At 34.0% G+C, this 24,138-nt stretch carries 23 protein-coding genes and 2 pseudogenes; 18 read left to right on the forward strand and 7 right to left on the reverse strand.

The genetic code is table 11. The annotated features are described in order from the left end of the window. Positions 1 to 56 precede the first annotated feature (56 nt). The 6 genes from serC to ACFSC2_RS24965 all read left to right on the forward strand — a co-directional run bounded on the left by serC (position 57) and on the right by ACFSC2_RS24965 (position 7,112). Complete coding sequence (gene serC, locus ACFSC2_RS24940; RefSeq protein WP_379813826.1) at positions 57 to 1,127, forward strand: 3-phosphoserine/phosphohydroxythreonine transaminase; 1,071 nt, start codon at positions 57 to 59, stop codon at positions 1,125 to 1,127. A gap of 80 nt (positions 1,128 to 1,207) precedes the next feature. Further along, positions 1,208 to 2,158: a D-2-hydroxyacid dehydrogenase gene (locus tag ACFSC2_RS24945; protein WP_379813827.1), complete on the forward strand. Its 951-nt coding sequence runs from the start codon at positions 1,208 to 1,210 to the stop codon at positions 2,156 to 2,158. A gap of 104 nt (positions 2,159 to 2,262) precedes the next feature. After that, positions 2,263 to 2,832 (forward strand): hypothetical protein, encoded by a 570-nt coding sequence (locus tag ACFSC2_RS24950; protein ID WP_379813828.1) that lies wholly within the window; start codon positions 2,263 to 2,265, stop codon positions 2,830 to 2,832. A 252-nt stretch (positions 2,833 to 3,084) separates the two neighbouring features. Beyond that, complete coding sequence (locus ACFSC2_RS24955; RefSeq protein WP_379813829.1) at positions 3,085 to 3,519, forward strand: DUF6146 family protein; 435 nt, start codon at positions 3,085 to 3,087, stop codon at positions 3,517 to 3,519. Between the two features lie 33 nt (positions 3,520 to 3,552). Beyond that, on the forward strand, positions 3,553 to 3,858 hold the full coding sequence (locus tag ACFSC2_RS24960; RefSeq protein ID WP_379813830.1) for a DUF6787 family protein: 306 nt from the start codon (positions 3,553 to 3,555) through the stop codon (positions 3,856 to 3,858). A 476-nt stretch (positions 3,859 to 4,334) separates the two neighbouring features. Further along, positions 4,335 to 7,112: a T9SS type A sorting domain-containing protein gene (locus tag ACFSC2_RS24965; protein WP_379813832.1), complete on the forward strand. Its 2,778-nt coding sequence runs from the start codon at positions 4,335 to 4,337 to the stop codon at positions 7,110 to 7,112. A gap of 48 nt (positions 7,113 to 7,160) precedes the next feature. On the opposite strand, the gene ACFSC2_RS24970 is transcribed toward ACFSC2_RS24965, so the two are convergent. Both ACFSC2_RS24970 and ACFSC2_RS24975 read right to left on the reverse strand, forming a co-directional pair. After that, entirely contained in the window at positions 7,161 to 7,457 is a 297-nt protein-coding gene (locus tag ACFSC2_RS24970; protein ID WP_379813833.1) for a hypothetical protein, read from the reverse strand. Positions 7,458 to 7,461: 4 nt separating this feature from the next. Next, positions 7,462 to 8,175: a phosphodiester glycosidase family protein gene (locus tag ACFSC2_RS24975; RefSeq protein WP_379813834.1), complete on the reverse strand. Its 714-nt coding sequence runs from the start codon at positions 8,173 to 8,175 to the stop codon at positions 7,462 to 7,464. A gap of 232 nt (positions 8,176 to 8,407) precedes the next feature. Between ACFSC2_RS24975 and ACFSC2_RS24980 the strand changes: the two are divergent. The 4 genes and pseudogenes from ACFSC2_RS24980 to ACFSC2_RS24995 all read left to right on the forward strand — a co-directional run. Further along, positions 8,408 to 8,620: pseudogene (locus ACFSC2_RS24980) on the forward strand (ATP-binding cassette domain-containing protein); the annotation flags it as partial. Positions 8,621 to 8,839: 219 nt separating this feature from the next. Continuing rightward, a pseudogene (locus ACFSC2_RS24985) lies at positions 8,840 to 9,286 on the forward strand (ABC transporter ATP-binding protein); the annotation flags it as partial. Positions 9,287 to 9,408: 122 nt separating this feature from the next. Continuing rightward, a complete protein-coding gene (locus ACFSC2_RS24990) occupies positions 9,409 to 10,173 on the forward strand; it encodes a TIGR02757 family protein (RefSeq protein ID WP_379813835.1) in 765 nt (254 codons plus the stop codon). A 368-nt stretch (positions 10,174 to 10,541) separates the two neighbouring features. Next, positions 10,542 to 11,894 carry a DEAD/DEAH box helicase gene (locus ACFSC2_RS24995; RefSeq protein ID WP_379813836.1) on the forward strand — a complete coding sequence of 451 codons (1,353 nt, stop codon included), beginning with the start codon at positions 10,542 to 10,544 and terminating at the stop codon, positions 11,892 to 11,894. A 174-nt stretch (positions 11,895 to 12,068) separates the two neighbouring features. Here the strand turns inward: ACFSC2_RS24995 and ACFSC2_RS25000 are convergent, their stop codons facing one another. Beyond that, positions 12,069 to 13,181: a lactonase family protein gene (locus ACFSC2_RS25000; protein WP_379813837.1), complete on the reverse strand. Its 1,113-nt coding sequence runs from the start codon at positions 13,179 to 13,181 to the stop codon at positions 12,069 to 12,071. A gap of 239 nt (positions 13,182 to 13,420) precedes the next feature. Between ACFSC2_RS25000 and ACFSC2_RS25005 the strand changes: the two genes are divergently transcribed. The 6 genes from ACFSC2_RS25005 to ACFSC2_RS25030 all read left to right on the forward strand — a co-directional run bounded on the left by ACFSC2_RS25005 (position 13,421) and on the right by ACFSC2_RS25030 (position 18,902). Next, on the forward strand, positions 13,421 to 15,349 hold the full coding sequence (locus ACFSC2_RS25005) for a vWA domain-containing protein (RefSeq protein ID WP_379813838.1): 1,929 nt from the start codon (positions 13,421 to 13,423) through the stop codon (positions 15,347 to 15,349). 117 nt (positions 15,350 to 15,466) lie between these two features. Continuing rightward, entirely contained in the window at positions 15,467 to 16,717 is a 1,251-nt protein-coding gene (locus ACFSC2_RS25010; RefSeq protein ID WP_379813840.1) for a dihydroorotase, read from the forward strand. Positions 16,718 to 16,721: 4 nt separating this feature from the next. Further along, positions 16,722 to 17,048, forward strand: a complete 327-nt coding sequence (locus tag ACFSC2_RS25015) for a hypothetical protein (protein ID WP_379813841.1) — start codon at positions 16,722 to 16,724, stop codon at positions 17,046 to 17,048. Positions 17,049 to 17,118: 70 nt separating this feature from the next. Continuing rightward, positions 17,119 to 17,763 (forward strand): alpha/beta hydrolase, encoded by a 645-nt coding sequence (locus ACFSC2_RS25020; RefSeq protein ID WP_379813842.1) that lies wholly within the window; start codon positions 17,119 to 17,121, stop codon positions 17,761 to 17,763. Between the two features lie 203 nt (positions 17,764 to 17,966). Continuing rightward, positions 17,967 to 18,281: a helix-turn-helix domain-containing protein gene (locus ACFSC2_RS25025; RefSeq protein ID WP_379813843.1), complete on the forward strand. Its 315-nt coding sequence runs from the start codon at positions 17,967 to 17,969 to the stop codon at positions 18,279 to 18,281. A 36-nt stretch (positions 18,282 to 18,317) separates the two neighbouring features. Then, the gene (locus ACFSC2_RS25030; RefSeq protein ID WP_379813844.1) at positions 18,318 to 18,902 is read left to right on the forward strand and encodes a hypothetical protein; all 585 of its coding nucleotides are present in this window, start codon (positions 18,318 to 18,320) and stop codon (positions 18,900 to 18,902) included. 78 nt (positions 18,903 to 18,980) lie between these two features. On the opposite strand, the gene ACFSC2_RS25035 is transcribed toward ACFSC2_RS25030, so the two are convergent. The 3 genes from ACFSC2_RS25035 to ACFSC2_RS25045 are packed head-to-tail and all read right to left on the reverse strand — an operon-like array spanning position 18,981 to position 20,727. Then, complete coding sequence (locus ACFSC2_RS25035) at positions 18,981 to 19,403, reverse strand: hypothetical protein (protein WP_379813845.1); 423 nt, start codon at positions 19,401 to 19,403, stop codon at positions 18,981 to 18,983. Positions 19,404 to 19,448: 45 nt separating this feature from the next. After that, complete coding sequence (locus ACFSC2_RS25040; RefSeq protein WP_379813846.1) at positions 19,449 to 19,952, reverse strand: hypothetical protein; 504 nt, start codon at positions 19,950 to 19,952, stop codon at positions 19,449 to 19,451. A gap of 10 nt (positions 19,953 to 19,962) precedes the next feature. Beyond that, positions 19,963 to 20,727 carry an MBL fold metallo-hydrolase gene (locus ACFSC2_RS25045; RefSeq protein WP_379813848.1) on the reverse strand — a complete coding sequence of 255 codons (765 nt, stop codon included), beginning with the start codon at positions 20,725 to 20,727 and terminating at the stop codon, positions 19,963 to 19,965. 91 nt (positions 20,728 to 20,818) lie between these two features. Between ACFSC2_RS25045 and ACFSC2_RS25050 the strand changes: the two genes are divergently transcribed. Next, positions 20,819 to 22,279 (forward strand): TonB-dependent receptor, encoded by a 1,461-nt coding sequence (locus ACFSC2_RS25050; RefSeq protein ID WP_379813849.1) that lies wholly within the window; start codon positions 20,819 to 20,821, stop codon positions 22,277 to 22,279. A 309-nt stretch (positions 22,280 to 22,588) separates the two neighbouring features. Here the strand turns inward: ACFSC2_RS25050 and bcp are convergent, their stop codons facing one another. Continuing rightward, positions 22,589 to 23,041, reverse strand: a complete 453-nt coding sequence (bcp, locus tag ACFSC2_RS25055; protein ID WP_379813850.1) for a thioredoxin-dependent thiol peroxidase — start codon at positions 23,039 to 23,041, stop codon at positions 22,589 to 22,591. A 325-nt stretch (positions 23,042 to 23,366) separates the two neighbouring features. On the opposite strand from bcp, the gene ACFSC2_RS25060 reads away from it, so the two are divergent. Then, positions 23,367 to 24,017 carry an endonuclease III domain-containing protein gene (locus tag ACFSC2_RS25060; RefSeq protein WP_379813851.1) on the forward strand — a complete coding sequence of 217 codons (651 nt, stop codon included), beginning with the start codon at positions 23,367 to 23,369 and terminating at the stop codon, positions 24,015 to 24,017. Positions 24,018 to 24,138 lie beyond the last annotated feature (121 nt).

Here is a 24,138-nt window from a genome sequence, read left to right on the forward strand (position 1 = left end):
TCGGCTCTTATTGACGAAATTTGCGTCTTTAAAATTTTCGACTATTAACAACAACCATGAAAAAACACAACTACAGCGCAGGACCAAGTATCTTACCACAAGAAGTTTTTGAAAAAGCATCAAAAGCAGTTTTAAATTTTAATGATTCAGGACTTTCTATTCTGGAAATTTCGCACCGAAGCAAAGATTTCGTTGCTGTTATGGATGAAGCTCGTTCCCTTGCTTTAGAATTGTTAGGTCTTACAGGAAAAGGATACCAGGCTTTGTTTTTACAAGGAGGTGCAAGTACAGCATTCTTAATGGCTCCTTATAACTTGATGAAAGAAAACGGAAAAGCGGCTTATTTAGATTCAGGAACTTGGGCGACTGCAGCTATAAAAGAAGCTAAATATTTTGGAGAAACTGTTATAGTAGCTTCTTCGAAAGAAGAAAATTACAACCATATCCCAAAAGGTTACACAATACCAAGTGATGCAGATTATTTTCACTGCACAAGTAACAATACTATTTTTGGAACTCAAATGAAAGAATTTCCAGCAACAAGTATTCCTGTTGTCTGCGATATGAGTTCTGATATTTTTTCACGTCAATTAGACTTTTCAAAATTTGATATCATCTACGCTGGAGCTCAAAAAAACATGGGTCCTGCTGGGACTACTTTGGTAGTAATCAAAGAAGAAATTTTAGAGAAAACAGGAAGAACAATTCCTAGTATGTTAGATTACGCTAAACACATCAAAGCAGAAAGTATGTACAATACTCCGCCTGTATTTGCTGTTTATGTTTCGCTTTTAACTTTACAATGGATTAAAGAAAAAGGCGGTATTGCTGCGGTTGAAAAATTAAACAACGAAAAAGCGGCTTTACTTTATGCTGAAATCGACAGAAACCCATTGTTTAAAGGTGCGGCAGCTGTTGAAGATCGTTCTAACATGAATGTAACTTTCTTATTGACAAACCCTGATCATACTGCAACATTTGATGCTTTATGGAAAGAAGCTAATATTTCTGGATTACCAGGACACCGTTCTGTTGGTGGTTACAGAGCTTCTATCTACAACGCAATGCCAATTGAAAGCGTTCAGGTTTTAGTTGATGTAATGAAAGCTTTAGAAACTAAAGTTTAGTTTCATTACAAAATCAAAAAAAGAAAAAATTAATCTAACTCTGTTTCTTTAACCGGAAACAAAAACAACATACACATACAATGAAAGTATTAGCAAATGACGGAATTTCTAAAAGCGGAATTGCAGCTTTAGAAAAAGGTGGATTTGAAGTAATAACTACAAAAGTGGCTCAAGAACAAGTAGCTAACTATATCAACGAAAATAACGTAGACGTAATTTTAGTGCGAAGCGCAACTAAAGTTCGTAAAGATATTATTGATGCTTGTCCAGGTATCAAAATCATCGGCCGCGGTGGTGTTGGTATGGATAACATCGATGTTGACTATGCAAAAAGCAAAGGAATTCATGTAATCAATACTCCAGCTTCATCTTCAGAATCTGTTGCTGAATTGGTGTTTGGACACTTGTTTAATGGTGTTCGTTTTTTACATGATTCTAACAGAAATATGCCTCTTGAAGGTGACTCAAACTTTGACGGTTTGAAAAAAGCTTACGCTAACGGAACAGAATTAAGAGGAAAAACGTTAGGAATTGTTGGTATTGGTCGTATTGGTCAAGCTACTGCAAAAATGGCTTTAGGTTTAGGAATGAAAGTTATCGCTGCAGATAGTTTTATCCCAGAAGTTGATGTAAAAGTTGAATTCTTCGACGGACAATCAATTACAACTAAAGTAGTTTCTCAATCTTTAGAGTCTTTATTCAAAGAAGCTGATTTCATCACACTTCACGTTCCTGCTCAAAATGGTTATATCATTGGAGAAAAAGAACTTGAAATCATGAAAGATGGTGTTGGAATCGTAAACTGTGCTCGCGGAGGTGTTATTGATGAAGTAGCTTTAGTAAAAGCCCTTGATTCAGGAAAAGTAGCATTTGCAGGTTTAGACGTTTTTGAAAACGAGCCAAAACCAGAAATGGCCATTTTAATGCATTCTAAAATCTCTTTGACTCCTCACATTGGAGCTGCAACAGGAGAAGCACAAGATAGAATTGGTACAGAATTAGCTTCACAAATCATTACTTTATTAAGCTAATCAGTTAAAAACAAAATACTTACAAAGGGATTTATTAACATCGTTTAATAAATCCCTTTCTTTTTTTGATTAAATTTGATTTCTAAATCTAAATCTTAAAAACCATGTTTGAACAATTAACCCAGCTAGTAAAACAATACGGAGGCGATGCAGTAGTAAACAACAGCGCGGTTCCCAACGAACACAATGAAGCCGTAATCAACGAAACCAGTAATTCTATTTTTGAAGGATTAAAAAAGATTGTTTCAGAAGGAAATACCGATCAGATTGCCGGATTATTTAACGGAAATTCACCAATTGACGGCAACAATCCTGTGGTACAGCAAATTCAACAGCAATTGAGCGGAAGTCTTGGAGAAAAATATGGACTAAGCAGTTCAGATTCTAATGGAGTTGCATCCAATTTAATTCCACAGATTTTAGGTTCTTTAGTAAACAAAGCAAAAGATCCAAATGACAATAGTTTTCAGATCTCAGATATTATCAATTCAATTTCAGGAAACAGCGGACAAGCTTCTGGAATTATGGAAACAATTTCTAAATACGGAATGCAGTTTGGCCTTGACCAAAATAACGACGGAAAAGTAGACGTAGCCGATGTTTTAGTAGTAACCAAAAGCAAAGGTGGTATCGCAGGTTTTATTGGTAAGTTATTTGGAAGATCGAGTTCTTAGTTTTAAAGGTGCAAAGTTTCAAAGCTACAAAGCTACAAAGTTGATATAAGCCTCATCTATTGAGGCTTTTTTATTCCCAGAATTTCTAAACAAGAATAAAAAATTCTTGATTCCGTTGCTATAAAAACTTTGCATCTTTGCATCTTTGAACCTTTGAACCTTTGAACCTTTGAGTCTTTGTGACTTCGCGGCTACAAAAACTTTGCACCTTTGTCACTTTGCACCTTTGAAACTTTTCACTAACTTTAGTACATGAAAAAATGCATTTCCATATTGATTGTTTTACTGACAATAATTGCCTGCTCATCGGCTTCGCAAAATATTGCAAGTAATGATAATGCATTAAACAAAACGGGAAATGATACTGTTAGAATAGCCAACGATTCTTTAGAATATGAAGTTATCATTATTGACAACGGCTTTAATACTTGGCTTCTTTCAAGAGCACTGCCTCGAAATTATTATTCGCTCGCTTATTTAGAGAATAAAAATTATCAATATGTAACCGAATGGAATATTCGTGTACAGCAGCCCAATCGTTACAGCCCAAATCTTTACGAAATGACCATCGATTATCAACCGCAAATCCGGTACGGATACGAGGTAAATTATTTGATTTATAATTATATGATTTATTTTCAAAATACTTACAAACAAAAGCTCGCAGGATATGTGCCGCAAAGATAATGTTAGTATATTTGTAATGATTATAAATAAATAATGGACAAGTTAAAAAAACGCTGGGGAATTACCTCCAATCTACAAGCCATATTGATACTTATTGTTTTTGCCATCACAGGATCGGCATCTGCATGGATTTCTAGACCTTTTTGTGACTGGGTAGGAATACACAAAGAAGATTTAGGAGCAGTTTGGTTCACTTTAATCCGTTTATTAATCATACTTCCTGTTTACCAAGTTTTATTAGTTGCCATTGGAACTCTTTTTGGGCAATTCCGTTTCTTCTGGAATTTCGAAAAAAAAATGCTGAAAAGAATGGGGCTTGGATTTTTATTTAAAGATTAATTTCGTCATTTTTTTGACGCAAAGACGCCAAGTCGCAAAGTTTTTTTATTCTGCTACAGAGTCGATGAATTTTCAAGATAGACAATTTGAAAATCTGCTTAATAAGTAAATCTGCGACAAATACCAAAATCTTAGGTGTTCTGGTTCGTGTTTTTTTCTTATCCTTAATTTTTCTTTTTTTTACTGTTTCAAATTACAAATAGTTTTCTTTCTTATAATTCTCTTTTTCAAATAGGAAACAGAGCAAATCTCGGCATTCATTCAATACAAATTATTTAAAATTTTACACTTAAAAAACACATACCATTTTTTTAATCTAAAATAAATAAGAAAAACGCAACCAGAACAGGATGGTGCAGGATAGTTTTATGTAGCGTAATAATAATCTTTACAATAGTAATAGCGATTTTAAAACTTGATTTTCAATCAATTAAAAACACTATTACCACTTACTTACTAACCAAACCACCATTGACATGCTGAAAAATTACTTAAAACTTTGCGTAATGACGACAATGCTGAGTCTCATTGCGCCATTTACATCTGTTCTTGCACAAAATCCAATTGTGAAAATAGATTTTGACCAATCTGGAAGACCAAAAGCCGAAGTTAACGAACCAGATTACACGGCTTGGGTCATTGCTTCTGGAAACACAAGTACTTATACTGAAAACGGAGTGACTTTTACCGTTACAAAAGTTGGCGACAAAGGAGACGCTTTAGGAACCAACTGGTACAAAGCCGGAATACAAGCTCCATATTATGCCAGATTAATCAGTGACGGATTAACCGTAAAAGGTACAACTGCCAATCAAGGCGCTCAAATCGAACTTAAAATAAGCGGTTTAACAACAGGGCAACATACTTTATTGGCTTTTTTTAATGCTGTTGACAGCCCTTCTGGAAACAACTTTAGTCCCATTGACATTTCTCTTAATGGAACTTTAGTTGTCAACAATTTGATTCCATCAGTTCGAGCAACAAAAACTGCAGACGCCAAATCAACTTATTTAAAATTTCAAGCCACCACAGGAACTGATGTTGTCATTTTAATTGCTGCAGAAATTTCGGGAACAGAAAACATAAAAAATATCATGTTTAATGGTTTTGAATTAAATACACCAAATATTTTTTATCAGTCAACTAATCCAAATCCGAAACATAATGACGAGCATGTTGAATTAACATCTGGAAGTAAATCATTACAATGGACTGCTGCTGCAAATGCTGTTTCGCACAATGTTTATTTCGGAACCGATCAAACAGCTGTCGACAATGCCACTACTTCATCACCAGAATACAAAGGCAATCAGGCTTTGGCCAATACTTCTTATCAAGTAAATGGATTATACACTGGCGGAACTTATTTTTGGCGTGTTGATGAAGTTTTAGCTGACGGAATCGAAAAAGGAAATATCTGGCGTTTTCGACCTGCACAGCTTGCTTTTCCAGATGCTGAAGGTTACGGGCGTTTTGCGCGCGGCGGACGCGGCGGAAAAGTAGTAACGGTAACCAATTTAAATGACAGCGGACCTGGAAGTTTTAGAGAAGCCGTTACCAATGACATTGGACCACGAACTATTGTTTTTAATACTTCAGGCGTTATTCAATTAAGTTCGCGACTTGTTTTAAGTCAGCCTTATGTGACTGTTGCTGGACAAACGGCACCAGGAAAAGGAATTACGATTCGCTCCGCTCCTTTTGGCGTTACTGGAAACGATGCCGTTGTTCAAAATCTTAGAGTGCGAATTGGTGCTGGACCAACTTTTGACGGAATGGGACTAACGGGTGCCGATAACAGTATCATCGATCATTGCTCCATAAGCTGGACAATCGATGAATCTTTTAGCTCAAGATCAGGAAAAAACATTACACTTCAACGAACTTTAATTGCTGAAGCTCTCAACGCAGCCAATCACCAAAATTACCCAGCTGGAACAGAACACGGATACGCCGCTACAATTGGCGGTGATATCGGAAGTTTCCACCATAATTTATTAGCACACTGCTACGGAAGAAACTGGTCACTTGGAGGCGGATTAGACGGCAGCGGCGCTTATGCCGGAAGAATGGATATTACCAATAATGTGGTGTACAATTGGGGAGGCAGAACCACTGACGGCGGTACCAAAGAAGTTAATTTTGTAAACAATTATTACAAACCCGGAGCAGGCTCTAAAATATTCACTGCATTTAATCAGCAGAATGAAGGTGCTGGAACAGGAACCCAGCAATGCTATTTTAGCGGGAATGTCATGCCGGGATATTTTGACGAAAGCAATCAAACTGCGGGACGAAAAGCCTCTGGAGTCGCAATCACATTCGAAAACTTTGTAAACACTCCTTTTTTTCCTTCATATGTAACGACTCAATCTGCCAAAAATGCTTATAAAATAGTTCTTTCAGATGTAGGCTGTACGCAGCCAGAATTTGATGATCATGATCAGCGAATTATCACCGAAACTTTAAACGGAACTTATTCTGTAGTAGGAAGCGTTACAGGAAAACCTGGCTTTCCTGACAACGAAGCTGATGCTGGAGGTTTTGAAAATTATCCAGTCGTAAATCGTGACGCCAACTGGGATTCTGATCAAGACGGACTGCCAAACTGGTGGGAAACTATTATTGGTACAAATACAAACTCTGCCATTGGCGATTTTTCAGATTCGAATGCAGACACAAATAATGACGGCTACACCAATTTAGATGCTTATTTACAATGGATGTCTCTGCCTCATTACGAATCTCCAAACGGAAGTAAAATCGATATTAACATCCAGAAATTGTCACGAGGGTTTACAAGCAGTCCTACTTACACTATTTCAAACATTGTAAATGGAAATGCAGTTTTAAACAGTAACATCGTTGCCTTTACCGCAACAGCCAATGGTTTAGCTTCTTTTGAATTTACTGTCACAGATTCTGAAGGCGGTACCATGAAAAGAAAAGTAAATATTGTGAGTGGTCTGGCATCAAATTTAGATATAGAAGAAACCATAAAACAGACAAACAGCACTTTCAATGTATGGCCGGTGCCAAACAGCGGTTCATTTTCTGTAATGGTTGATAATGAAGAAATAGACAGTGCCGATTTAAGAATTTATGACACTTCTGGAAAAGAAATTTGGAAACAAAAAATCAAAGGGAAAACTCAAGAAAACATTCAATTGCACTCAAAAGGTGTTTTCTTAATAAAAATTAGTAATCCTCAAACCAAAAAAACGCAATATGTAAAGAAGATTATTATTCAATAAATTTGCCCCAACAAATTTATAAAGGCGGTTCAAATGAACCGCCTTTTTTTATTTTTTCTGAAAGAAATACGTGTAAATCCACGTCAGTGTAAAAGATGGAATGAGATCTGTAAACGGCAGAATTTCTTCAAGAAATGTCAAAACACTAGCTGTTCTTCCAACTCTTCCTTTATACATTCTAGTCATAATAAATGCCGCGATCGGCGCCCAGATCACATCTGAAAATTCCCCAAGAAGAGGAATCGAGAATGAAATCATACCGATGCCGTCCAAAATTAAACCCATAATTAATTTTGACATTTTATCATCCTCAACAATAATATCTTCTGTTTTAATTGTCTTCATTTTTTTATTTTTTTCTTGTTACAGCAAATAGCACTCCAAAATTTCCATCGGTTTGGGTCCAGTTTTTAGAAGGCACATAAGCTCTAGAAACGAATCCGTCCAGATATAAAGCATTTTTACAGCCTAACTCTTTAAAATAATTTGCAAAATCATAAAAATTGATTTCTTTTTTCGAAAGCACAAAAACTACTTTTCCGTCCGGCAGAATCCCAACTCCATTTCGAATATTCAAATTGGCAGATCCTTCTTTAAATTCCGAATGAATTTTACCATCAATTATCAGCATTGGCCCAGATTGTGTTGCGTACAGAATTTTTCCATCGTCTTTAAAATCTTCTGTTTTGCATATTTTCGGCACATTATTATTCGTTAAATAAAACACTCCATTCGGTTTTAAATAAAAATTCCCTGCACCGGTTCCCATATCCAAAGGCGACAATGTCTTTTTATTTTCTATATAAAGTCCCTGCGGTGCACTATCTTTATTATACATTCCGGCATTCATTGCAAAATCCAAAACCTTATTCTTATTTTCAGTCAAGTTCTTTAAATTCAGAATACTCCCAAATCGTTCCTCTTTCTCATTTTTCCAATACAGTTTTAAATCCTGTTTTTTAGTATCCACAACATACGTTAAAAAAGAACTTTTATCATATACATCAGCGCTGAGAAAAAGCATCAAAACAGCAGTCAAAAACAAACCTAATTTTAATTTCATATAAGAATAAATAGTTTTATAAATTTAAAACAATATCTGATTGTCAGTTTATTTCATCTTCAAATATTATTCCGAAATTTCCACGTGAGGGATTTTAGATTTTAGATTTTAAAAAAGCTGCGCTTTTTTAAAATTGTTAGAATTGGAATTTGGAATTTGAATTTTGGAATTTAAACCTTGAAATTTGATTTTCACTATAATCTTCGTTTCTTTGTAAAAACAGTTTCAATACATGATACACGCAAAAAACATACATAAATTCTACGACAAACTTGAAGTTTTAAAAGGAGTCGATTTACATATCAAAAAAGGCGAAATTGTTTCAATCGTTGGTGCTTCTGGTGCCGGAAAAACGACTTTATTACAAATCTTAGGCACTTTAGACAAACCCGAAATAAATCCAAATTCCTCTTTAACTATAAATGGTGAAAATGTTTTAACACTTCAAGATGTTGAAAAAGACAACAGCAAAGAAGAAAAAACATTTAAAATCATTACTTGGACAGGATCGATCTACGCTATAATTTTAGCCGTTTATTTAATCTTTTTCAGACGTGCAATCACAGACGATATTTTAGGACAAATAACTGTAGTAGTCCTTTTTTTACCGCTTCTTTCTATGTTGATTTACTATTTCCGTTACTTCAAAAAGAAAAGCAAAAAAGACAAAACATTATCCGAATTTAGAAATTTAAACCTCGGATTTATTTTTCAGTTTCATCAACTTTTACCAGAGTTTACAGCCCTGGAAAACGTTTGTATTCCTGCTCATATTGCAGGTAAAAAAACAGCTGAAACCGAAGCTGAAGCCAAAAAACTACTTACCTTTTTAGGTCTTTCGCATAGAATTAATCATAAACCAAATGAGCTTTCAGGAGGAGAACAACAACGTGTGGCGGTTGCCAGAGCGCTAATCAACAAACCAGACGTTATTTTTGCCGACGAACCTTCTGGAAATCTTGATACACATTCTGCCGAAAACCTGCATCAATTATTCTTCAAGCTTCGTGACGAATTCGGGCAGACTTTTGTAATTGTAACACACAACGAAGAATTGGCAAATATGGCAGACCGAAAATTAGTAATGGTAGACGGACAGATTAGTAATTAGGAGCTGTCTCCTGCTGTTCCTTCCAATCTTTTGCCTCCCGATAGCAATCGGGACTGGCATAAAAGGATTTTCCCTCCCATCAGGGCTAGGCCTCTACGTATTCAAGAACTTTTATTTTTATCATGAACAAAAAAGAACTAAAAGAATTTCTCGACGAAAAAGTCATTCAATATAACAATCAGGATTTTATTGAAAGTGATCCTGTTCAGATTCCGCATTTGTTTACGCTGAAAGAAGATATCGAAATTGCTGGTTTTCTAAGCGCTTCAATTGCGTGGGGAAACCGCAAAATGATTATCAAAAATTCGCACCGAATGATGGAATTAATGGGAAACACACCTTACGATTTTGTCATGTCGCATTCCGAGGAAGATTTGACGCGTCTGGAAACTTTTGTTCACCGCACTTTTAACGGAAATGATTTTGCAGGTTTCATAAAAGGCTTACAGAATATCTATAAAAACCACAACGGACTCGAAGCTGTTTTTGCTAAAAATCAAGAAAATGACAGCCTGCAAAAAAGCATCAGCGAATTTAAAAAGATCTTTTTTGAAACCGATCATCTTGCAAGAACACAAAAACACATTTCAGATCCGCTGAATAATTCTGCTGCAAAAAGAATCAATATGTATTTGCGATGGATGGTGCGCCAAGATACAAAAGGCGTAGATTTGGGAATTTGGAAAAGCATTCCACCCTCGGCTTTATCTTGTCCGCTGGACGTCCATTCTGGAAATGTTGCACGTAAACTTGAAATTCTTTCGCGAAAGCAAAATGATGCCAAAGCTTTAGCCGAATTAGATGCAGCACTTCGTAAAATGGATGCTCAAGATCCTGTAAAATATGATTTCGCTTTGTTTGGATTAGGTGTTTTTGAAGGGTTTTAAATTATTTTTCTAAAAAAGATCGCGAAGCAATTGAAAAACTTGAAAATCGAAAGGTCATACAAACTTCTTAATTTCTTATAATCATGTCGCTCCGCTGGAGCTTTATGAATCGGAATATCTTTTAACTATAAACATTACGCTCCTCTGGAGCTTTATCTAAGATATTCCATTTAATGTTTGTTGATTTACGAGTGTGATTTCTCCTTCGTCGAAAAGACAAAATTGCAAAACTTAAGGGTTATAAAAATGTTTTTCAAGTCATTCAGCACTGAAAACTAAACAGTTAAAACAACATTTTATCACTTCCTTTTAAGAATCTCACAAAAAAACCATGAATTTAACGTACATTTGCACAAAATTTAAAGCAAATGAGCACTTTCGAAAAATTTAATCTTCCAAAATCTGTCCAAAAAGCAATCGATGATTTAGGATTTGTTACGCCAACTCCAATTCAGGAAAAGTCATTTTCTGTAATTACTTCTGGTCGTGACATGATGGGAATTGCACAAACAGGAACGGGTAAAACGTTTGCTTATTTATTACCGCTTCTTAAACTTTATAAATTTACCAATACCAATACGCCAAAAATCGTAATTCTGGTTCCAACACGCGAACTTGTTGTTCAAGTTGTAGAAGAAGTAGAAAAACTGACTAAATATATGTCGGTTAAAACTTTAGGAATTTATGGTGGTGTAAACATTAATACACAGAAAAAAGCCGTTTACGAAGGTGTTGACATTCTAGTTGGAACACCCGGTAGAACAATGGATTTGGCTTTGGACGCTGTTGTTCGTTTTGATGAAACTCAAAAATTAGTTATCGACGAGTTTGACGAAATGCTGAATCTTGGCTTCCGTACACAATTGACAGCACTTTTGGCAATGATGAAAACCAAGCGCCAGAACATTTTGTTTTCGGCAACTATGACTGATGAAGTTGATACTATTCTGAATGATTATTTTGATTTTCCAGAAGAAGTAACTTTGGCAGCTTCTGGAACGCCGTTAGAAAAAATTACTCAGATTACTTATAATGTACCAAACTTTAATACAAAAGTAAACTTACTGAAACATTTATTAGAGACAGACGAAAGCATGGAACGTGTTTTAATTTTTGTTAATAATAAAAAGATTTCAGACATGCTTCATACTCGTATCGAAGAGATGTTTGATGGTCAATTTGGTGTTATTCATTCGAATAAATCGCAAAATTATCGTTTGAGTACAATGGCAGAATTTCAAGAAGGAAATCTTCGTGGTTTGATCACAACCGATATTATGGCGAGAGGTTTGGATATTTCTGATATTACGCACGTTATCAATTTTGAACTTCCAGAAGAACCAGAACTTTATATGCACAGAATTGGTCGTACAGGTCGTGCTGACGCAACAGGAACTGCCATTAGTTTTGTAACGCCTCGTGAAGAAGAATTTAAAATCGAAGCTGAAGTTTTAATGAATCAGGAACTTAAAATCGCTGATTTCCCTGAAGAAGTTGAAATCTCCGAAAAACTAATCGAACCTGAAAAAGACAGACAACCGATGAAGTTTTTGATGAAAAAACCAAAACTTGCCGGCGATGGTGCTTTTCATGAAAAATCAAAAAAGAATAAAAAAGTTAACCTTGGAGGTCCATCAAAAACCAAAAAGAAAACACATGGTTCTGTCAATAGAAATATGTTGAAAACAAGAGATAAGAAGAGAAAAGATAAAGATAAATAGATTTTTATTAAAGATTCAAAGGCTCAAAGATGCAGAGGTACAAAGTTTTACAAACTTTACTTCACATCTTTGAGCCTTTTATTTTTAAAGTCTTTTAGAGAATTTGTTGCTTTTGTGTCTGTTACTAAAAACCTTTGTCACTTTGTAACTCAGAACCTTAGCACCTTTAAAAAACTATATCTTCGTAAACACAAGCCCAACCGGCGAACACAACTCGATTTTCTTTCCTGTGTCGGTTAATTTACCTGTGGTTTTGTCTCTTTTAAAAATAATGATATCATTAGTATACTGATGTCCAACCAAAAGATAATTACCTGTTGGGTCAATTGCGAAATCTCTCGGGCCTTTTCCTAACGTGCTCACCTGCTCTACCAAAGTTAATTTTCCGTCTTTAGCCGCTTTATATACTGAAATAGCGTTGGCATCTACACGATCAGAAACATATAAAAAGTTTCCGTCTGGCGAAAATTTGATCGCTGCTGCACCTGTTCCGCCTTTAAAGTCTTTCGGAAGAATACTTGTTTCGGCAATTTGTTTTAAACTGCCGCTTTTATCGTAACTGAAAGTTGTCAGCGATCCGTCTAGTTCTTGCACCAAATACACAAATTTTCCGTCTTTGCTAAAAGTCAAATGTCTTGGTCCGCTTCCTGGTTTTACAGCAACACTTTTTTTTAAAGTCAATACTTCATTCTTAGAATTCGGATTGTATTTATAAATAAAAACTTTATCCAAACCTAAATCATTTACCAAAACAAATTTTTTGTCTGGCGAAAAAGTAACCATATGTACATGCGCTTTTTCCTGACGCGCTGCATTCGGGCCTTTTCCTTCATGCTGTACCAATTGTTCTACTGATGAAATACTTCCGTCTGCTTTTTTCTTAAAAACAGCAATACTTCCTCCAGAATAATTAGCCACAATCACGTTTTTATCATCATTAATAATATGACAAGGATCTGCACCTAAAGCATCATTTTTATTTAGAAAAGTTAATTTTCCAGACCCCGAATTGTAACCAAAAGCACTTACAGTACTTTGAGTTCCGTTCTCGTTTACAGCGTAAATAAATTTATTATCTGCTGAAACCGATAAATAACTTGGACTTAGAACATTTTCTGATGAATTCTTTTCTTTAAATGTGCCCGAATCAGCATCAAATTCGTACACATATATTCCGTTGCTTTGACAAGTATTGGTGTAAGTTCCTATCAGCAAATTAAACTTGTGCTGGGCTTGGAGACTTGCACAAGTCAATGCAGTGAATACCAGCATCTTTATTTTTTTCATAGTTTTTTGTTTTTTGAATCAGCTAAAATAATCAATAAATAGATTTGAAACTTTATTTTTTGTTACAAAAGAAATTACATAAGTTACATTTTTTTTGAATTTTCATCACTATTAAGTCATACAAGATTATTTTGATTTTCTTTCTAATCTTACTTATAAACTCTTACATAACGTAATACGGTTTAAACTAAAATTTGTATTTTTGACCAATTAACGTATTGAAATAAATCAAAGCCGGAATGCATTTTAAACATCCTGAAATTTTATACTTTCTGTTTTTATTAATAGTACCAATTCTGGTTCATTTATTTCAATTAAGACGTTTTAAAACTTCGTATTTCACCAATGTTCGATTTTTAAAAGAACTTGCGGTTCAGACTCGTAAGAGTTCTAAAATCAAAAAACGACTTTTGTTAGCTACGCGATTGTTATTACTGACTTTCCTTATTTTAGCTTTTGCACAACCCTTTTTTGAAGCTAAAGACAGTAAAAATGCCTCAAACGAAATGTATATTGTGCTGGACAATTCGTTTAGTATGCAGGCAAAAGGCAAAAAAGGAGGATTATTAAAACGTGCCGTTCAGGAATTATTAGAAAATACGCCAGAAACTGCTCAATTTTCGCTATTAACCAATACCGAAAACTTCTGGAATACCGATATCAAATCTTCTAAAAGTGCTTTGCAAAACCTTAAATACAGCTCATCTGCGTTTGATCTTTCGGCTATTACAGCAAAAATAAAAGCGCATAAATCGGCTCATAAAAAAGATATTGTCATTATTACCGACGCTGTAGGTTTGAAAGACAAAGACGTAAAAAATATTGATTTTGAAGATAAACCCTATTTTATAGTTCCAGAAGCGGAACAAAAAAATAATATTTCAATTGACAGCGTTTACATCAATCAGACTTTAGAAAACTTTTACGAAATCGGAATTAATCTCTCTGCTTATGGCGAAGATTTTAAACCGGTTTCAACTGCTTTATACAATCAAAACAAACTAATTGCCAAAACAATTATCAATTTTGATACAAAGAAAAAGAAAATCAGCTTTACCATTCCAAAAGAAGCTTTTCACGGTTACGTTTCTATCGAAGACAACGGACTGACTTATGATAACAAACTGTTTTTTAGTATTTCTAAAAACAAAAAGACAAACGTAATCAGCATTGGAGCGCCAGAAAAAAGCAATTTTCTTTCTAGAATTTATACTTCGGGCGAATTCAATTATCAGAACTATGCTTTAAATAGTTTGGACTATAACAGCCTTGAAAAACAGAATACTATTATTTTAAACGAATTAGAAGAGATTCCGCAGGCTTTACAGACTACTTTAAAAGCGTTTGTTACAAAAGGCGGTAATCTGGCAATAATTCCTTCTGAAAAAACTTCGATTTCAAATCTGAATACATTTTTGAGCAATTTCGGAAAAGTGCAGTTTAAAAACTTAGAAAGCAATTCAAAACTAATCACAAAAATTAATTTTGATCATCCGTTATTTTCTGGTGTTTTCGAAAATAAAATCACAAATTTCCAATATCCAAAAACCAATAGTTCTTTTGGGGTTTCAAGTCCGTATCCTTCTGTTTTATCTTTTGAAGACCAGACACCATTTGTAACAGCAATTCAAACCCCAATTTCTGGGATAACGATTTTTACTGCTCCGATAAACGGTACAAATTCTAATTTTCAGCAATCGCCTTTAATAGTGCCATTATTTTATAAAATTGGGCAGAACAATCAGAAAACGGGTGTAAACGCTTTAACTATAGGAAACAACATTCCGTATTTTGTTGATGTTTTATTGACGAAAGACGCTATTTTGGAAGTAAAAGGAAACGATGATTCTTTTATTCCGATTCAACAAATATTAAACAATAAAGTAAAACTGACTTTCAACGATTTCCCTGAAACGGCTGGCAATTACAGCATTTTCGACAAAAAAGAATGGGTGGAAAATAGTAGTTTTAATTATAAAAGAACTGAAAGTGATTTGAGTCAGGTAAATACCAATGTGATTTCTGATTTTAAAACAGCCGATACCATTTCGACGATTTTTAATACACTGCAAACCGAACGAACCGACAGCCAGATTTGGAAATGGTTTGTTATCTTTGCACTGTTGTTTTTAGCATTAGAAATGGCAATTATAAAATTCGTAAAATGATTTTTTTTCACCATTAAGGCATTAAGATTATTAAGTTTTTACTTTATGAACTTAATGCCTTAATGGTAGCAAATAAAAAAAACATTTAATGTTTGAATAAAATAAATATCTCTACATATGAAAATAATCATCAAAAGCGCCAAAATTATCGACTCAAAAAGTCCGTTTCATAATCAGACCGTTGATCTTTTAATTGCAGATGGTTTAATAGAAAAAATTGGTGTTTCGCTTCCAAATGACGACGCTGAAATAGTACGTTTTGACGATCTTCACGTATCGCAAGGCTGGTTTGACAGCAGTGTTTCGTTTGGAGAACCAGGTTACGAAGACAGAGAAACCATTGCAAACGGATTGAATGTTGCTGCAAAAAGCGGTTTTACTGCAATTGGTTTACAGCCAAACTCTCTCCCAGTTATTGATAATCAGTCTCAAGTGAGTTTCGTAAAAAATAAAGCCAACGGTTTTGCCGCAGAAATTTTTCCAATTGGAGCTTTAACAAAAGGAAGTGAAGGAAAAGATATGGCAGAACTTTTTGATATGAAAAATGCTGGTGCGATAGCTTTTGGAGATTACAACAAAAGTATCGACAATGCTAATATCTTAAAAATCGCTTTGCAATATGTCCAAGATTTTGACGGATTGGTAATTGCTTACTCGCAAGATCCGAACATAAAAGGAAATGGTGTAGCAAATGAAGGAATTGTTTCTACAAGATTAGGATTAAAAGGAATTCCGAATTTGGCCGAAGAATTGCAAATTTCAAGAAACTTATTCCTACTTGAATATACAGGCGGAAAACTTCATATTCCGACGATATCTACAGCAAAATCGGTTGAATTAATCAGAGAAGCAAAAGCAAAAGGCTTAAACGTAACTTGCAGTGCATCTGTACATCATTTGGTTTTAACGGATGAAAAACTAGACGGATTTGATACACGTTTTAAAGTTACACCGCCTTTAAGAACAGAAGTGGACAGACAAGCTTTATTAAACGGAATTGCTGATCATACGATCGATATCATTACTTCAGACCACAACCCGATTGATATTGAATTCAAAAAAATGGAATTTGATACTGCAAAAAATGGAACTATTGGTTTAGAAAGTGCCTTTGGAGCTTTATTAACGGTTTTGCCTGTTGAAACTATTATCGCTAAACTTACTTACGGAAGAACTCTTTTTGGTCTTGAAAACAATACGATTGAAGAAGGCGCCAAAGCAAATTTAACTTTGTTTACTACTGAAGGAAAATCAACTTTTACAAAAGAAGATATTCTTTCTAAATCTAAAAATTCTGCTTTTTTAGGAACTGAATTAAAAGGATCTCCGTACGGGATTTTCAATCAAAATCAACTAATTATCAAATAATATAATGAATAATACAGTCCAAGAAGGCAAATCAATTGCAATTACGAGTTACATTTTAATCGTTGGAGTACTTATTGCAATGTCTATGAATTCTGAAAACAAAAATTCATTTGCTTCTTTTCATATTCGTCAGGCTTTAGGGCTTTCGCTTACTTTTATTTCTTTTGGCGCATTGACCAGTAACTTTGACAGCTTTTTTATAACTTTTCCAATGTGGATTTGTGTTTCAGTTTTGTGGACGTATGGTATTTTTACTGCTATTCAGGGACAGATGAGACCTATTCCTTTATTGGGAGGTCTTTTTCAAAAATGGTTTAAAAGTATTGGATAGGTTTAAAGCAAACCAGAAAATCTGACACAAATTTCAAATTCGAAGCGCAAACGCTTAACTCATATTTAACATGAATCTATCTTTAGAATACAAAATACAAGAACCAAAAGTAATTTTAGATAAAAATCCGTTATTGCTTTTATTACACGGATACGGAAGTAACGAAGCTGATTTATTCTCTTTTGCAACAGAACTTCCAGACAATTATTATGTGATTTCTGCTAGAGCACCGTACGATTTACAATACGGAAGCTACGCTTGGTACGCCATTAATTTTGATGCCGATCAGAATAAATTTTCTGATAACGAACAGGCGAAAACATCAAGAGATGCCATTGCAAATTTTATTGATGAATTAGTTGCTAATTACCCAATTGACGCTCAAAATGTGACTTTAATAGGTTTCAGCCAAGGTTCTATTTTAAGTTATGCAACAGCTCTTTCGTACCCAGAAAAAATACAGCGCGTTGTAGCAATGAGCGGTTATTTTAATGAAGAAATCATTAAAGAAGGTTTTGAGAAAAACGATTTCAAAAACTTAAAAATATTCGCTTCTCACGGAACGGTAGATCAAGTGATTCCGATTGAATGGGCTAGAAAAACGCCAGCAATTTTAGAGAAATTAAATATTCCTGTTGTTTATAAGGAATATCCTGTTGGACATGGCGTTGCTCCTCAGAATTTCTTTGATTTTAAGAATTGGTTACAAGAATAAAAAGTAATAAAAATCTTTCAAAATAAATTTATTGAGTAAATAAAAATTGTATTTTTGAAACAGAATCTTTTGATTTAGATCTTAAATATAATTTTAATACAATAAGCAAAAGTATCTTTTTAAGAAAACTTTTGCTTGTTTTTGTTTATACATAAATGGAAAAACTTTTTGAATCTTAATGATAAAAATTAAAAAGTATCAATATGAAGACACATACTTTAAACGATGTAACTAACGAATTAGTTGGTAAAGTTGGAACAAAAAATAGAGACAAATTTGAATACGAACTTCAAATGGAAATGATCGGTAATGCTATAAAACAAACTCGTAGAGAACGTAATATGACGCAGGAAGATTTAGGAAAACTTATTGGAGTTCAAAAAGCTCAGATATCTAAATTAGAAAACAACGCAGGAAATGTCACAATTGAAACATTAATAAAAGTATTTTCTGCTTTGAAAGCCCGAATTAAATTTCAAGTTGAACTTTCTGACTTAAATATTAGTTTTGAGAAGTAAATAATAGATTCTGTTTCAATTTTGAGTTTCTAAATTATGAGTAATTACCAAATCATAAATTCCCAAAATATTTTCTTAATAACTGTAATTGTCATACCAATTACAATTCTCTCGGTTTGGCTTTTTGGTCTGGAAAATCACAATAGTTTATTTAAAAATTCACTAATATCTACCTCAATCCTGTCTGTTACTTTCTTTTTATTCATCTCAATTGGATTATTTAAGGGAATTAAAGTAAGAGATAATGTAGGTAAAATTACAGATCGATTTGACGAGAAAGATGTCGATTTCTTAAAAAAGATTTTTGTGGAAATTGATCCTTCAGATCAGGATTTAGGTGAAGATTTTTTGGGAATAGTTTTCAGCCTAATAGTATGGTTCATAATGGCCTTTGTTATCAGCTATTTGGTTTGGGCTTTTGGTGCAATGATTTGGTTTTCAATACTTGCTTTCATCGCAATGCTTTATTGGATTTTTTTTAGAGCACTGAGGCTTGTCTTTAGAAAATCTAGTCTCTGTAGAGGCAATATATTAAACAGTATACTTTATGCTGTTAGTTTTACAATACTTTATAATTTTTGGATTTACACCATCATATTTATAATGCATCGTGTCTTTTAAAAAGACAAAAACTTTGTCAAAGTTTCAAACTTTGACAAAGTTCTAAGCTATAATTGAGACTGCAACTAAAAACAAAAATTACTGTCCAGTATAAATAATCTTCCCAGCTTTCTTTAAAACATAACCTTTCCAAGGAATAAGTTCTAAATCTCCTTTTCTCCAAGAATCACCTTCCGACTTTCTTTCTAAAATAATGGATTCTTTTTGAGTATCTAAGAAAAGTTCGGCCTTATCGCCTTCAAAAATTACGTATGATACTGTTGTATAGGTTTTGCCATCATTATAATGAGATAATTTTGTTCCTTCAAAAATTCTTATACATTCTTTTTTAAGAACTGACCAAGTATATCCGGCCGAAGCTTTACAGCCATGCGAATCTAAATCGGCTCCAGTAACAACTTCTTTTTTTGATTCTTTTTGAACCGCATTTTCTGAGGAAACTTTCTTTGCACAAGAGAAAGAAAGTCCTGCAATCATTGTAAACAACATAATCTTTTTCATAATCCTATAAATTTTAAGGTCAAAAAAAAATAGGATTAAAAAATCCTATTTTTGATATAACCAAGTTTGATTTACTTCAAATGTAATATTATCATCGTTATCAACAAAGTATTTTAACAAGACTTCTCCCCACAATTCTCCATTACTATAATCTGCAATGATCCAACGGTGGTTTAAGATTTTTACTTTGTTAATTATAAATTTATTTGGACCAATCTGATCTTGTCCTGTATAAGGATTCCCTTTTGGATTTGTATTAAAATCAAGTAATTTCTCTGTTACAACCGGAATCAGCTTTTCAAATAAAATTACTTTTCCACCAGAAGCACTGTTATCAAAGTAGTTTTGTGCATTTTCATTATGTTCTAAAGAAAAATAATCTGCATCGGCTAATTTTGTAGTTACCAGATTGATGCTGTCTCTTAATTTTTTGGTTGTTTTTTCGTATCTATTTTGCTCAAATTTTACTTCTTGACTGTAGAATGCATAAGTAAAAAGATTCATTAATACCGCTAATATCAAAAGATACAGCATTAGGGATTTTCTCATTGTGGTATAATTAAATTGTAATTTCTAAATTGTCGTAAGCCAGGAAAACATTTTCAGGAAGTTGTTTTTGCACTTCTTCATGAAAACCTAAAACATGACTGATATGAGTTAAATAAGCTTTTTCTGGCTTTACCAAATTGATAAAATCGAGAGCTTCCTGCAAATTAAAATGTGTATCGTGAGGTTCTACACGCAATGCATTTACAACCAAAACTTTAAGACCTTTAAGTTTCTCAATTTCCGATTCTTCTATCGTCTTAACATCGGTCAAGTAAGCAAAGTCATCTATTCTATAACCAAAAACTTGTAATTCTCCATGCATTACATTAACTGGAACAGCTATTTTATCGCCGACAGGAAATGGTTTATTATTAACCACTTCTATTGTTTTAACGCTTGGCGCGCCTGGATATTTGTTTACAGTTTCAAAAACATAATCAAAACGGCGTTTTAGATTTTCGATTACACGTTGGTGTGCATAAACGGGAATTTCGCCCTGTCTAAAATTAAACGGACGAATATCGTCAAGACCTGCAGTATGATCTGCATGTTCGTGTGTAAACAAAATTGCATCCAGTTTTGTGCAGCCACAAGAAAGCATTTGCTGTCTGAAATCGGGTCCGCAATCGATAACATACGAATGCTCATTCCATGTAATCCAAATGGATACACGAAGCCTTTTGTCCTTAGCATCAGTGCTTTTACAAACGGGATGATCGACTCCGATAATCGGAATACCTTGAGATGTGCCTGTACCTAAAAAATAAACCTTCAATTGAACTTAATTTTTTTACAAAAATAGGATTATTTCTCTTTCATTAGAAGCCTAATTTGCTAACTTTGTAACAAATCTATTTAAAATAAAAATGGGTACAGAAATAAAGCTCAAAGGTGACAGAGTCATCGAACAGATTCCTTCTATAAAAGACAAAGCGTTACGCATTAATTTAAACGAGAATATTTACGGAACATTTGCTGAAATCGGCGCTGGGCAAGAGACAGTGAGACACTTTTTCAGATCCGGAGGTTCATCGGGAACAATTGCAAAAGCAATGTCTGCCTATGATAAAGATTTTAGTGACGCGGTTTATGGTGTTGAAAGTGACGGAAGATATGTAACCGAAGAGCGACTAAAAAAAATGCTTACCCACGAAAGCCAAATCATCGAAGAGCGTTTGAGTCGAGAAAAACACCCTACCAAACTTTTCTTTAGTTATGCTAATACGGTGGCGACGATAGATTTTGCTAAACAATTTAAAGGTCACGGATGGGTTGGAATTCGTTACCAAATTGAACCAGACGAAGCTTACAACGAAATTATTCTTCATATTCGTTTTAAAGAGACTGATGCTAGACTGCAACAAGAAACACTTGGAATTTTAGGTGTTAACCTTATTTATGGTGCTTTTTACAAATACAATGATCCAAAGCGATTACTTCGTTATTTATATGATCACTTAGATAAAGATCAATTAGAGATCGATACGATCAACTTTTCTGGACCTCGTTTTGCCGACGTTGACAACCGTTTGATGAGTTTACAATTGGTTAAAAACGGAATGACTGATGCCGTAATGTTTAATCCGGAAGGAAAAAACATTCTGCCGGCTGCCATTCTTTACAAAAAGAATCTTTTGGCTTTGAGAGGAAGTTTCCGTCCTGTTACCAAAGTAAATATGGATATGTATGAGAAATCATTAAATATGTTTCTCAAAGAAAATAAAGTCGAAAAAAACAATACACTTGTTGTTTTTGAAATTACGCTTTCGAATTTACGTTCGGATGGTGAAATCGACGAACGAGACTTTATGGACAGAGCTGAATTACTTTGTTCGCTTGGCCAGACTGTAATGATTTCGAATTTCCAGGAATATTATAAAGTTGTCGAATATTTCGCGAATTATACAAAAGCCCGTATGGGATTAGCAATGGGTGTAAACAACCTTGTTGATATTTTTGATGAGAAATACTATCGCCATTTAAGTGGTGGAATTTTGGAAGCTTTCGGAAAATTATTCTACCGCGATATGAAAGTGTTCTTGTATCCAATGCTTGATGAAGATGGCGTATTAATGAATTCTAACAACTTAAAAGTTCACCCAAGAATGAAAGAGTTGTATAAATTCTTTAAATTCAATGGAAAAGTAGTTGATATTGAAGATTACGATCCAGACAATCTATCAGTTTTCTCTCGCGAGGTATTAAAAATGATCAATCAAGGAAAGACAGGCTGGGAACATATGCTTCCATCAGGTGTTTCAGAACTTATAAAAGAACATCATCTTTTTGGATATCATCCACAGAAAGAATTAGAACAAAATACGTAATGAAAAAAGTCCCTTTATTGGGACTTTTTTTTGTTTCAGGTTTTCTTTGTTTGAGTTTTTTTTTGTTTCAAGTTTCAGGTTTGTTGTGAACTGTATATTTTTTTTTAACGCAAAGGGCGCTAAGTTTTTTTATGCATGACGCTGTTTTAGGGTAAAAAAGTTCGCAAAGCTTTGTATTGAGTAAGCTTTGCGAACTTTGCGTTTTTCAGCAGGATCTTAGACAAATAACTTTGCGCGCTTTGCGTTAAAATTAAAGGTAAAGTAAAGCAACTTGAAACCTGAAACAAAGAAAACTTGAAACAAAAAAATCTATTTCAAAATCTGTGAAGCGTGTTCTTTGGTTTTTACTTTTTCGATAACTTCTTCGATAATCCCTTTTTCATCTATTACAAAAGTGGTTCTATGGATTCCGTCATATTCTTTACCCATAAACTTTTTTGGTCCCCAAACTCCAAAAGCATTGATAACCGATTTATCTTCGTCGGCAATTAAAGGAAATGGTAATTCATATTTTTCTTTGAATTTGACTTGCGCTTTTGCATTGTCTGCACTAACACCTAGAAGTTCATAATTGTTTGCCTGAAAACGGTGAAAATTATCTCTTAAATCACAGGCTTCAGCTGTACAGCCTGGCGTGCTTGCTTTTGGATAAAAGAAAACAACTAATTTTTTTCCGGCATAATCTGCCAATTTATGTGTTTTTCCGTCCTGATCTGTTCCTGAAAAATTTGGCGCTTTATCTCCTGCTTTTAATGTTGTCATATCTCTTTTATTTTAGATTGTTGATTTTAGATTTTTACATTCTTGCAAGATTTACAAAAACTTACAGAACATTATTATTTTAGATTTCTTCAAAATTAAGATTTCTTGATAAGATTTTAAAACCTTTTAAGTTTCTTTTTTGCCCCAGATTGCAGTGAAAACCCCGGAATTATGCTGGTTTACATTTTTTGTATTTAAAAAGCGACCAACGGAAGCTCTTTTAAATACTTAAAAATGTTACCAGCATAATGAGGAGTTGAAACGGAAAGCTGGATTAGGCACATCATTAAAATTATACTATTTTTACAACATTAAAATTACGGAAATGAATAAAGAAGCTCGCGTACAATTTGTTATCGACACCTTAAAAGAACTCTACCCTACTATACCTATCCCTTTAGATCATAAAGATCCTTACACGCTTTTGATTGCGGTTTTATTGTCTGCTCAATGTACGGATGTGCGTGTGAATCAGATTACTCCTTTGTTGTTTGCTAAAGCGGATAATCCGTATGACATGGTGAAAATGTCGGTGGAGGAAATTAAGGAAATTATTCGTCCGTGTGGTTTGTCTCCAATGAAATCAAAAGGAATTCATGGCTTGTCTGAAATTTTGATTGAAAAATATAATGGCGAAGTGCCACAAAGTTTTGAAGCGCTGGAAGCACTTCCTGCGGTTGGACACAAAACGGCAAGTGTGGTAATGTCTCAGGCGTTTGGCGTTCCGGCTTTTCCTGTAGATACACATATTCATCGATTAATGTACAGATGGAATCTTTCGAACGGAAAAAATGTCGCTCAAACAGAAAAAGATGCCAAAAGATTATTTCCAAGAGATTTATGGAACGATCTGCACTTACAGATTATTTGGTACGGACGTGAATATTCGCCAGCACGAGGCTGGAGTTTAGAAAAAGATATTATTACAAAAACTGTAGGTAAAAAATCTCTTATAGAAGAAATGACTAAGGTTTAGATTTTAGATTTTAGATTTTAGATTTTAGATTTTAGATTTTAGATTTTAGATTTTAGATTTTAGATTTTAGATTTTAGATTTTAGATTTTAGATTTTAGATTTTAGATTTTAGATTTTAGAT

It is taken from the genome of Flavobacterium artemisiae, from assembly GCF_042678225.1.
GTDB lineage: Bacteria > Bacteroidota > Bacteroidia > Flavobacteriales > Flavobacteriaceae > Flavobacterium > Flavobacterium artemisiae.